Below are 9,613 nucleotides of genomic sequence, written 5' to 3'. Positions count from 1 at the left end.
CTCTTAAGAAAAATAAACCTTCCATAAATTGCAATTTCGACTTTCCTCTAAATTATAACCTTATCCCGAATTGACGTAAATTGCAAATAACATCTGACAATATTATTTTTGCAGGTGTTAAGCTTATGCGCTTAGGAGCTCTGCTATTCTTTTCATCTAGCTATTTTAGTTTAATTAATAAAGATGATGTAATCTGCTCTGTATTACAAACTTTATTATGGATGGGCATGATTAACACTGGTGTCATGATGGTAATGACCAATTGCTTTAGCCAAGCTTTGGAAAGTTATGGTCAATTTCTTGGCACGGCATCTTCACTTTATGGTTTTATGTATTATGTAATTGCAGCAGGCTTTACAATATTAATGGGACATATGCATGACGGAACATTGATACAATTACCATTATTTATACTGATCATTGCAATTAGCATGATGTTAGTGTTTTATATTGCCATTAATAAGAAACAGATATCAGGATAGTTAGTTATAAATAAAAAAATATAGGATTGTTTATTTGAAACAGGATAGTACACAAAGGCTGGCAAAAGCTATTAGTAATGCAGGAGTGTGTTCAAGGCGTGCCGCAGAGCTGCTTATCAAAAATAGTGAAGTAAAGGTAAATGGGGTGATCATTGATTCACCTGCCACCTTGGTTGATAATACTAGCATTATTGAAGTATCAGGAAAACTAATAAATCAACAACAAACTCCGCGTTTATGGACATATTACAAACCTGTTGGCTTAATTACCTCACATAAAGATAATTATGGTAGAAAAACTGTCTTTGAAAATTTGGCATTACAGAACATACCTAGGGTAATTTCAATCGGGCGATTAGATATAAATAGTGAAGGATTACTATTACTTACCAATAATGGTGACTTAGCAAGGAAGTTTGAGTTACCATCAAGTAAACTTGAACGTATATATAAAGTCAGAGCACACGGTAACCCAAGCTCATTGCTTAAAAATTATAAGAATATAGAGATTGATCAAATACGTTATGATCCTAAATTAATTAAATTAATAAAATCAGGAAAAACTAATTGTTGGTTTGAAGTAATTTTAACTGAAGGAAAAAATCGTGAAATTAGGAAGATATTTGAATATTTTGGTTTAAGTGTTAACCGGTTAATTAGAATTAGTTATGGGGGATTTATATTAGGTGATTTGCAACCAAATCAGTATAAAGAAATGCCATTTGAGGAATTTAAGAAATTTTTATGATACGAATTATCGCCGGCAAGCATAAAAATCGGATAATACCCACCTTAAAAAACTCTAATTATCGTCCTTCCACCGGCAAAATTCGAGAAGCGATTTTTAGTATATTAACTTCAGGAGAATTTAGTGATGGTAGGTTATTTACCAAGGAGTCTAAGGTTCTCGATTTATTTGCCGGCACTGGTAGCTTAGCTTTTGAGAGCTGTTCTAGAGGAGCAGGGGATATTACAGTAATTGATATAAATGCTGATTATTTGCGGGCAGCAAAAGCATTTGCTAGTAAAATAGGTGAAATGGATAAAATGACTTTCCTAAATATCAATGCTACAGCTTTGCCAAAATGTAAAAATAGCTTTGATCTAATTTTTATTGATCCACCATACTATCAAAATCTTGTATCAAAGGCAGTAAATGCTTTGAAAAAAGGTCAATGGTTAAAAGATGGAACAATTATTGTCGTTGAATTTGCTAAAAATGAGCATCTTACAGACGATTCTTTAGAAATGGTTAAAGAGAAAATATATGGTGATAGTAAATTGCTTATTTTACGATCCTAACTTAAACGTCATCGTGAGAATGCTATAAATAAGTAGTAATGACGTTTTTATGCTGTTATAAAAATTATAGGGTATGCTTTTCTTAAACTAAAGTACTAAAAATGATTTTTGTGGTAATATTATCAGCTACTTTTAACCAAATTTTATCAGTAGTATAAATCTCCATGTTATAATAGCAACCAGTTGCTATACATGCTCTGTCACCTAAAGATAGACCATAATCCTTTGTTAATCGACTTAACTTACCGGTCTTGATAGCTATATTTTCGCAAAATGGTATGATTTCTGGTACTATATCTGCTACGATTATATCAATTTCATTTTCTGCTATATTAGACCTAGTCAGGACAGAAACTAATTCACTTAAATTAATTGATGCTATACTACTACTTGCGATAACATCCTCTAATATTTTATAACCTGGTTCTTTTTTTAATAAGGCAATGATTGCTGATGTGTCCAATAAATATTTTTTTGTCTTGATCAAAGGTTTAGAACCTGTTGACATCTTCACTTCTCATAATTTCCAACTCTTTTTGCAAGTCAATATCCTTGTATTTACTTAAAATATTTCTGGCTCTTTCTACATTAGCATGAAAAGTTGAAACTATTAATTCAAAATCTTTATATTTAATAGAAACTTCATCACCTGCTTTAAGTTGTAGCTTTTTTCTAATCTTAGCTGGGATAGCAAGTCTGCCATTGCTATCTATATAACTTTTTAGTGCTGTCATGATATATACCTATAATATTAAGATTAATATAAATCTACAACTATATACAGTTTAGCTAAAATTATAAAAATGGTCAATTTAATAAATAATTGAATCATAAAAATATTATGTTGACTATAGATATGAAGAAAACAGGAGATATATAAATTAGCAGCAAAATATTAGAGGTTTGATGACTTAAAATCCGCATCCTCGTAACTGGAGTGAAAATTCATCAGGTAAGATAATTTTCCTTAGTGATTTTTTTATTTGTAGTTCTCATAAAGAAATAACCAGATTTTAATCCCTAACCATAAAAATTTTATTTGGAATATATTATGACCTAACTCTTTATTTTTGAATTTATAATTGCTGTTATAAAATACGTTTATTTGCTTTCTCATCCCCAGGTAATATATAACTAGCTCCTTTCCAACTTGATGAAAAATCAAATTCTCTATATGGCTGATCGAGCTTAACTGGCTCATATACTACTTTTGCTAGAGTTTCATCATATTTAACTTGTACGTACCCAGTTAATGGGAAATCTTTTCTAAGAGGATGACCAACAAAATCATAGTCTGTTAGAATACGGCGAATATCATGGCTCCCAGCAAAATTTACCCCAAACATATCATATGCTTCACGCTCATACCAGCAGGCAGCACTAAAGATTTTGGTAATTGAAGGAATTATGTCATTTTCTCCAACCTCAACTTTGACTAGTATACGTTTATTTAATTTAAGACTTAGTAAATTATACACTACTTCAAACCGTTTCAAACGGTCTAAAAAATCAGCAGCAAACAAATCTGTCAACACGGTAAAACGTAAATTCTCAGATTGCTTAATTGACGATAAAAATGGTAACAAGCTTTCTATAGTAGATTTATAAGCAGCAAAATGTATATTTGAACCATTTGACTGTACAGGTAACACAGCTATTTCAAGCCCTTGATTTTTTATCAATTTATCAATAATCTCTTCCATATTATACACTAGCACTCTTAAATCTAGTAGTTCTTTTAATTTTCCTTTGTAATTGCATTAAGCCATAAATCAAAGCCTCAGCCGTCGGAGGACAACCTGGTACATATACGTCTACTGGTACTATTTGATCACAGCCACGCACTACTGAGTAGGAATAATGATAATAGCCACCACCATTAGCACAGCTTCCCATTGATAGAACCCATTTAGGTTCAGTCATCTGGTCATAAACTTTTCTAAGAGCCGGAGCCATCTTATTGGTTAAGGTTCCTGCAACTATCATTAAATCAGATTGACGGGGGCTTGGTCTAAACAACATACCAAAACGATCCATATCATAACGGCTGGAAGCAGCTTGCATCATTTCTACTGCACAGCAGGCAAGACCAAAGCTCATAGGCCAAAGTGAATTAGCTCTAGCCCAGCCTAGCAAATCATCAAGTTTAGTTATCAAGAATCCTCGATTTGAGATTTCTTCTGCAAGTAGCTTGTCTTGATCATATAAATCTATTTTTGCTTTCATGTAATTACTCCCAATCTAACGCTCCTTTTTTCCATTCATATATAAAACCAACAGTAAGTACAAATAAGAAAAACATCATTGAAAAAAAACCAAATTTACCAATTTTCCCAAGCGTAATAGCCCATGGTATCAAAAAAGTTACTTCTAAATCAAAAATAATAAATAAAATAGCTACTAGGTAAAAACGTACATCAAATTTGCTCCTAGCATCACCGAAAGGGTCAAATCCGCATTCATAACTATCCAGCTTAGCCTTATTATATTTCCGAGGACTCAAAAGCCTCGGTAATGTAACTATTATCAACGACAAAACTGATGCTATAGCAAAAAATACCACTATAGGCAAATATTCTTGTAATATGTGCGATGTTTCCAACATTAGTAATTACCTTAAAAAATATATCTTCTAACTTTCAACAGTTGGAACCTCACGTCCTCAAGCCGTCATTGCGAGGAGCCGCTAAAAGCGGCGACGCGGCAATCCATAAAAGTAACCAAAGATGGATTGCCACGACCACTACGTGGTCTCGCAATGACAGAAAACCTATCTAAAACCCCCTTTACCTTCTAACTTTCAACAGTTGTGGGGTTAGTTCTAAAGCTTAATACGGTTTAAATGCTTCATTAAACACGCATACTATTTTTTTGCCATGGCGTATTGACAGTTTGTGAAATACCTGTTCAATAATCACCATATTAGCATTATCTTGAGCAAGTCGATAATTTACCATCGATTCTCTAAGAGCTTCATCAACTGCAAAAATAGCTGGTAACTCAGCATTTTTATCTCTAAATTGTAAGTAAGTATACACTCCATCATCAAAAATTCTAATTGGGGCAATTGATTCATTACCACTTATCGAATAATTAAAATTATATTTCTCCGGATGAGATAAATCAAGGTTAGCTGAGGATGTAACATAAGTTTGCAAATAATCTCCTGAATTTTCATCATCAGGATAGATAAATCTTAAATTAAAAACCATTTCTGGATCTCTCATGTCCGAAGCTTCTGCAGCATATAGTTCAAAAAAGTAAGTTCGCTTGTTAGTAATAATCGTCATATTCGTTGTAGCATCTTGTTCCATTGGCTTAATGAAAATCCTATGACCGGCTGGTACTATTTGCCAAGAAGTAGTATCCCCCATGGAAATACTAACTATTTCCTCCTCTTTTGCTAGCTCTATACTAGCTTGATAACCGTAGTATCCGGTGAATTTAAATACATCATCGGGACTATACACCATTACCCTAATTCTGCTATCGATCGGCAATGGTCTAGATTCTCTAACAGCTAAAGCAGTATTTACAGAAAATACTACCACAAACAATATTATTAATCGCTTCATTTTATTTCTTACTTTTATCTTCTATTAATTTAAGTTTGTAACCAGTAACCACAAAATTAAAATTTGAGTTAGGAGGTAAATGGATATTAATGGCATCTATTTCAAAATTTATTGTCGCTTGCCAAACCATATTTTCCAAAATATCATTAGCAGAATTTTTTGCCACCGATGTAAATATAACCTCAGCCTTATTATTCTTATGATAAACCACTGATAATATATTAACAGAACGCCTTAAAGACCTTTGGTAACGCATAACTGGTGACAATGAATTGTCAATATTCATAAAATTGGCAAATTGTCTAAATATTATACGTGTAGAACTATTCTGAATAAACATAAATTGAGGACGAAGAAAATCATAATCATAAGATTCTCTGTGTATCACATAATTTTTAATCATAATATCTGCAATAGAATTAATTGCATTACTTTTTATATGATTAGCGTTAGTTATTGTTGCACTCTTTAGAGATTCAGCACTAATTGCGTATCTTACCTGACGAACTGTTGGTAATAAACTGTTAACACTAACCACTACACCTAGAAATAATGCCAAGAAAACTACCGTAAATATCAGCAAAAATGATCTGTGTACAAGCGGATATAAATATTCAAAATTATACCATCTTCTAGCATCAACAAAATATTCCCCGGACTTAATATATTCTTGAACAGAGCTTGATACCTTATCCATTAGCCTAAAATAATTGATTATCTTACTTAGTATTAGATTCTAGCACATATTAACAAAGAAGTTATTATTTTTTTATAGCTACTCCGAAAAAATTTGATTATATAGTGTTGAGGTTACTGATTGACATTAACCATGATTTATATAATATAGTAACCTGTACATAAGAAAGGGTTACTATATGTCTAATGAACATCAGCCACATGATACTATAGTCAATTTAGGAGAATTAGATAGCAGGAAAGATGGAGCGACGCCTATAAGTAATATGCGAGCATTGAGCGACGACGTCACCAACTTCTCATCAATTGACTATAATTCCCTAATTACTATTGCAAGGGCTAGTGCTTTGTTAGGAGTATCGTTTGATACTATCAGAAAGTGGGAAAAAAAAGGGCTTGTAAAAGCATACAGAAATAAAAATAAACACCGTTTTTTTCAATCTGAAGAATTACAGAGACTAAAATCAAAATTATCCGGGAATAATAATATAGGATTCAAAATATTACAATCAGAAAGAAAAACCAATTTTCAAGTTTTAGAACTATTTGCTGGTGCCGGTGGTTTAGCTTTAGGATTGCATAATTCCGGTCTTAAAGGTTCTCTTTTTGTAGAAATAAATAAAAATGCAGCTGATACATTAAAAACTAATATGCCAAGCTGGCATGTTATTAATGATGATGTAAGTAAAATATGTTACAAGAATATTTATGCAGATATTTTAGCTGGTGGATTTCCCTGTCAAGCTTTTAGTTATGCCGGTAAAAGGCTTGGTTTTGAAGATATACGCGGTTCTCTGTTCTTTGAATATGCAAGAGCAATAGAACAAATAAAACCTAAAATTATACTAGCTGAAAATGTTAAAGGACTGGAAAAGCATGACGAAGGTAGAACATTATCAACTATGATTCATGTTCTAAGTCAATTAGGGTATCGTATCGCTTATAAAGTTCTAAGAGCACAATATTTAGATGTAGCTCAAAAAAGAGAACGATTAGTAATTATAGGGGTAAGGAACGACTTATCATGTTCTATTATATTTCCTAAAGAACAAGATTATACTATTAGTATAGCTGAAGTGCTAAAGGATGTTCCAATATCTGATGGTCAAACTTATACTGCTCAGAAAAAGAAAATAATGGAATTAATACCAGAAGGTGGATACTGGCGAAATTTGCCTGATGTTTTACAAAGAGATTATATGGGTGCTAGCTATCATCTAAGTGGTGGTAAGACTGGAATGGCAAGAAGACTTTCTTGGAATGAGCCGTCCCTAACTTTGACTTGTAACCCTGCACAAAAACAAACAGAACGATGCCATCCGTCGCAGACGCGTCCTTTAACAATACGCGAATACGCTAGAATACAGAGTTTTCCAGATTCTTGGAAATTTGTTGGTTCAAGATCATCGCAATACAAGCAGATTGGTAATGCTGTGCCTGTTAATCTTGCATATCATATTGGTAGATGCCTTGTGGCAATGCTAGAAAATTATTTTGATCATCTTAGCATGACTATTTTGCCTGAAACGCAGATTTAAAGAATTTTTTTATAAACTCATCGTTTTGCCCTGTATTAATTTTGAATTCTGGCTGTAAGTTTGATATGATGGTTGGGATTATCTCAAATAATTGTTCAAGAGCATCATCTACACCAGTTGCAAGTGCATATAGTCAATTGATGAGAATTTGGTGACGTCGTCACTCGTCGCTCGCCTATTACTTATAGGCGTCGCTCCATCGCTCCTAGCACCAAATTCCCCTGAATTGACTATAAAAACTATCACCATCTATTTGTCGTATCAAACGGTTTCTTGGGCATATAACACCAGTGGAAGCGTTAGAAGGAACAAACTCAATATTATACCGCTTTGGTTTTTTAGGAATTATCTCAATGTAATATGCTGTATATCCTTTATACATATGACCTTTTTGCATTACTAAATTTTCTAATTTGTAATACATAGAAGCTTTGTCTGAACCCTTAAGAGTATTATGTTTATTTTTTACTTCTCCAATGATTTTTTTTATCGTGATTGACAATATCTACCATTTGACCAGAACTTAAACTTTCCCATCCATCAAATGCCCCTAATATTTGTTGGTGAAAATCACCTAGGTGATTTGATAAAGTTTTTTGTGATTGACGGGATTTCTCACTCTTCAGCCACTCACTAGAATTAATTTTAAAACTAGCCATTTCAAAGATAATAGAAAACGGATCCACACATTACGATCAAATTTTTTCTCTGCTTTGATCATTGCTGCCCTGCCTTTATCTAAGACAAATTTAACAACCTTTTCAAGTGTAACATCATCTATAAAGCTTAAATAAGACATTATTCGTAAAATGATTAAATTTGATTAAATGTAACTGGTAATTATACTTAACTTAAATGCTTAATGCAATTACCTTTTAATTGAATAATGGAGACAATAAATAAGGCGTACAAAATTTTTCTTACACGTGAATGTCTCATAAGTTATAAATTATTTGACTAGATAATTGTTTGTTGCTATAAGCTATCTTAGAGTGATGGGGCGTAGCCAAGTGGTAAGGCAACGGTTTTTGGTATCGTCATCGGTGGTTCGAATCCATCCGCCCCAGCCACCTTTTTAGCCTTTCTAAATTTTGTTGGAGCTTTAATATGGTTACGTTAAAAATTTTGTCAACAGAACCTAGTAATACCAACTCTCTAGCTTGGTAGGTCGAGGTTACGAAGCCACTATATCTCTTTAGAACAACAGAAAAAATTATAATTGGAAATATATAAGACTCGATTGATTTATATAGGGTTGTAACTTAAATGTAACAAAATACTTATTATTTTAAGAAGCAAATAATAAATTATTTGCTAGTATTTTAATTTTTAGTTTAATATACTTTATAATTAAAATAATGTAATAGGTAGTTATATGGAAGATATTAATGATTGGGAAACAAAATACGAAGATTGCAAATATTCTGAGAGGTTACTAAGTAAACTAATGCAGATAAACCAGGAAGTAACTATACCAGTAGATATTGATATGGTTAAAAAAGGTATATATTACGCCAAAAAGTATCATGGTTCGCAGATGCGACAATCTGGTGACCCATATTATTCTCACCCGATAGAGGTGGCGTATATGGTTGCTGAATATACCGCAGTAGAAAGACCAAAATATTATAAAACTGATATGATCATTACCAGTTTACTACATGATACTATTGAAGATACAACTCTCACAGAAGATATGATTGGTAGAATTTTTGGTGAGCAAGTTGCTAGTCAAGTGGTAGATTTGACTAGGGTTAAATCTTATGGGAAAATTAGTGCAGCAGAGACAATGACATTATTGTGTAAACAAAAAAAATATAATGTAGCTATTATTAAAATTTTTGATCGAATTCATAACTTACAAACTTTACAAGCCAAATCACCAGAGAAGATAGAAAAAATAGTTAAAGAGAGTTTAAAGTATTTTCTGATAGTTGTTATACGATACTGGACTGAAAAATCAAGACAAAAAAATAATAATTTTGTTTCCCATTTTTGCATTTTTCAAGCTGCAATTTGT

The 9,613-nt window shown here is 32.4% G+C and carries 16 protein-coding genes and 1 tRNA gene; 6 read left to right on the top strand and 11 right to left on the bottom strand.

Features of this window, described 5'->3' with window-relative positions:
* Nucleotides 1-125: 125 nt before the first annotated feature.
* From RiCNE_RS04290 to rsmD, 3 genes are read left to right on the top strand one after another with little or no spacing between them, the layout of a single operon-like run.
* Nucleotides 126-482 (top strand): hypothetical protein, encoded by a 357-nt coding sequence (locus tag RiCNE_RS04290; RefSeq protein ID WP_094649379.1) that lies wholly within the window; start codon nucleotides 126-128, stop codon nucleotides 480-482.
* A gap of 34 nt (nucleotides 483-516) precedes the next feature.
* On the top strand, nucleotides 517-1,230 hold the full coding sequence (locus RiCNE_RS04285; RefSeq protein ID WP_094649378.1) for a pseudouridine synthase: 714 nt from the start codon (nucleotides 517-519) through the stop codon (nucleotides 1,228-1,230).
* The gene (gene rsmD, locus RiCNE_RS04280) at nucleotides 1,227-1,784 is read left to right on the top strand and encodes a 16S rRNA (guanine(966)-N(2))-methyltransferase RsmD (RefSeq protein ID WP_094649377.1); all 558 of its coding nucleotides are present in this window, start codon (nucleotides 1,227-1,229) and stop codon (nucleotides 1,782-1,784) included. Before RiCNE_RS04285 ends, rsmD begins: the two co-directional genes overlap by 4 nt.
* An 82-nt stretch (nucleotides 1,785-1,866) precedes the next feature.
* Here the strand turns inward: rsmD and RiCNE_RS04275 are convergent, their stop codons facing one another.
* The 7 genes from RiCNE_RS04275 to RiCNE_RS04245 form a co-directional block, all read right to left on the bottom strand.
* A complete protein-coding gene (locus RiCNE_RS04275; protein ID WP_094649376.1) occupies nucleotides 1,867-2,292 on the bottom strand; it encodes a type II toxin-antitoxin system VapC family toxin in 426 nt (141 codons plus the stop codon).
* A complete protein-coding gene (locus RiCNE_RS04270; protein WP_094649375.1) occupies nucleotides 2,276-2,518 on the bottom strand; it encodes an AbrB/MazE/SpoVT family DNA-binding domain-containing protein in 243 nt (80 codons plus the stop codon). The genes RiCNE_RS04275 and RiCNE_RS04270 overlap by 17 nt, the downstream gene beginning before the upstream one ends.
* A gap of 354 nt (nucleotides 2,519-2,872) precedes the next feature.
* Complete coding sequence (locus RiCNE_RS04265; RefSeq protein ID WP_094649374.1) at nucleotides 2,873-3,487, bottom strand: NADH-quinone oxidoreductase subunit C; 615 nt, start codon at nucleotides 3,485-3,487, stop codon at nucleotides 2,873-2,875.
* Between the two features lies 1 nt (nucleotide 3,488).
* A complete protein-coding gene (locus RiCNE_RS04260) occupies nucleotides 3,489-4,010 on the bottom strand; it encodes a NuoB/complex I 20 kDa subunit family protein (RefSeq protein WP_094649373.1) in 522 nt (173 codons plus the stop codon).
* A gap of 4 nt (nucleotides 4,011-4,014) precedes the next feature.
* Entirely contained in the window at nucleotides 4,015-4,389 is a 375-nt protein-coding gene (locus tag RiCNE_RS04255) for an NADH-quinone oxidoreductase subunit A (protein WP_094649372.1), read from the bottom strand.
* A gap of 223 nt (nucleotides 4,390-4,612) precedes the next feature.
* The gene (virB9, locus tag RiCNE_RS04250) at nucleotides 4,613-5,359 is read right to left on the bottom strand and encodes a P-type conjugative transfer protein VirB9 (RefSeq protein WP_094649371.1); all 747 of its coding nucleotides are present in this window, start codon (nucleotides 5,357-5,359) and stop codon (nucleotides 4,613-4,615) included.
* 1 nt (nucleotide 5,360) lies between these two features.
* Nucleotides 5,361-6,056 (bottom strand): VirB8/TrbF family protein, encoded by a 696-nt coding sequence (locus RiCNE_RS04245; RefSeq protein ID WP_094649370.1) that lies wholly within the window; start codon nucleotides 6,054-6,056, stop codon nucleotides 5,361-5,363.
* Nucleotides 6,057-6,234: 178 nt separating this feature from the next.
* Here RiCNE_RS04245 and dcm point away from each other — a divergent pair, with 178 nt between their 5' ends.
* Nucleotides 6,235-7,593, top strand: a complete 1,359-nt coding sequence (gene dcm / locus RiCNE_RS04240; RefSeq protein WP_204839953.1) for a DNA (cytosine-5-)-methyltransferase — start codon at nucleotides 6,235-6,237, stop codon at nucleotides 7,591-7,593.
* A gap of 108 nt (nucleotides 7,594-7,701) precedes the next feature.
* Here the strand turns inward: dcm and RiCNE_RS04235 are convergent, their stop codons facing one another.
* From RiCNE_RS04235 to RiCNE_RS07805, 4 genes are read right to left on the bottom strand one after another with little or no spacing between them, the layout of a single operon-like run.
* Entirely contained in the window at nucleotides 7,702-7,842 is a 141-nt protein-coding gene (locus RiCNE_RS04235) for a palindromic element RPE2 domain-containing protein (protein WP_094649369.1), read from the bottom strand.
* Nucleotides 7,799-8,095 carry an Eco47II family restriction endonuclease gene (locus tag RiCNE_RS08485; RefSeq protein ID WP_157905676.1) on the bottom strand — a complete coding sequence of 99 codons (297 nt, stop codon included), beginning with the start codon at nucleotides 8,093-8,095 and terminating at the stop codon, nucleotides 7,799-7,801. The genes RiCNE_RS04235 and RiCNE_RS08485 overlap by 44 nt, the downstream gene beginning before the upstream one ends.
* Nucleotides 8,052-8,252: an Eco47II family restriction endonuclease gene (locus tag RiCNE_RS04225; RefSeq protein ID WP_133062939.1), complete on the bottom strand. Its 201-nt coding sequence runs from the start codon at nucleotides 8,250-8,252 to the stop codon at nucleotides 8,052-8,054. Before RiCNE_RS04225 ends, RiCNE_RS08485 begins: the two co-directional genes overlap by 44 nt.
* Nucleotides 8,216-8,392, bottom strand: coding sequence for a hypothetical protein (locus tag RiCNE_RS07805; protein ID WP_157905675.1), 177 nt, complete (start codon nucleotides 8,390-8,392; stop codon nucleotides 8,216-8,218). Before RiCNE_RS07805 ends, RiCNE_RS04225 begins: the two co-directional genes overlap by 37 nt.
* Before the next feature lie 197 nt (nucleotides 8,393-8,589).
* Between RiCNE_RS07805 and RiCNE_RS04220 the strand changes: the two genes are divergently transcribed.
* Nucleotides 8,590-8,663, top strand: a tRNA-Gln gene (locus RiCNE_RS04220).
* A 305-nt stretch (nucleotides 8,664-8,968) separates the two neighbouring features.
* The coding region (locus RiCNE_RS04215) for an HD domain-containing protein (protein ID WP_133062938.1) at nucleotides 8,969-9,613 on the top strand (645 nt) is incomplete at its 3' end.

The organism is Rickettsia endosymbiont of Culicoides newsteadi, assembly GCF_002259525.1.
Classification (GTDB): domain Bacteria; phylum Pseudomonadota; class Alphaproteobacteria; order Rickettsiales; family Rickettsiaceae; genus Tisiphia.
Note: the sequence above shows the minus strand (reverse complement) of the source record. Positions and strands in the feature narration are given on the sequence as shown.

What these genes read in the sequence shown, in the direction of transcription:
- RiCNE_RS04290 (WP_094649379.1), top strand. Translation starts at nt 126, where the DNA reads ATGCGCTTAGGAGCTCTGCTATTCTTTTCATCTAGCTATTTTAGTTTA.
- rsmD (WP_094649377.1), top strand. Translation starts at nt 1,227, where the DNA reads ATGATACGAATTATCGCCGGCAAGCATAAAAATCGGATAATACCCACC.
- RiCNE_RS04275 (WP_094649376.1), bottom strand. Translation starts at nt 2,292, where the DNA reads ATGTCAACAGGTTCTAAACCTTTGATCAAGACAAAAAAATATTTATTG.
- RiCNE_RS04270 (WP_094649375.1), bottom strand. Translation starts at nt 2,518, where the DNA reads ATGACAGCACTAAAAAGTTATATAGATAGCAATGGCAGACTTGCTATC.
- RiCNE_RS04265 (WP_094649374.1), bottom strand. Translation starts at nt 3,487, where the DNA reads ATGGAAGAGATTATTGATAAATTGATAAAAAATCAAGGGCTTGAAATA.
- RiCNE_RS04260 (WP_094649373.1), bottom strand. Translation starts at nt 4,010, where the DNA reads ATGAAAGCAAAAATAGATTTATATGATCAAGACAAGCTACTTGCAGAA.
- RiCNE_RS04255 (WP_094649372.1), bottom strand. Translation starts at nt 4,389, where the DNA reads ATGTTGGAAACATCGCACATATTACAAGAATATTTGCCTATAGTGGTA.
- virB9 (WP_094649371.1), bottom strand. Translation starts at nt 5,359, where the DNA reads ATGAAGCGATTAATAATATTGTTTGTGGTAGTATTTTCTGTAAATACT.
- RiCNE_RS04245 (WP_094649370.1), bottom strand. Translation starts at nt 6,056, where the DNA reads ATGGATAAGGTATCAAGCTCTGTTCAAGAATATATTAAGTCCGGGGAA.
- dcm (WP_204839953.1), top strand. Translation starts at nt 6,235, where the DNA reads ATGTCTAATGAACATCAGCCACATGATACTATAGTCAATTTAGGAGAA.
- RiCNE_RS04235 (WP_094649369.1), bottom strand. Translation starts at nt 7,842, where the DNA reads ATGGTGATAGTTTTTATAGTCAATTCAGGGGAATTTGGTGCTAGGAGC.
- RiCNE_RS04225 (WP_133062939.1), bottom strand. Translation starts at nt 8,252, where the DNA reads ATGGCTAGTTTTAAAATTAATTCTAGTGAGTGGCTGAAGAGTGAGAAA.
- RiCNE_RS07805 (WP_157905675.1), bottom strand. Translation starts at nt 8,392, where the DNA reads ATGTCTTATTTAAGCTTTATAGATGATGTTACACTTGAAAAGGTTGTT.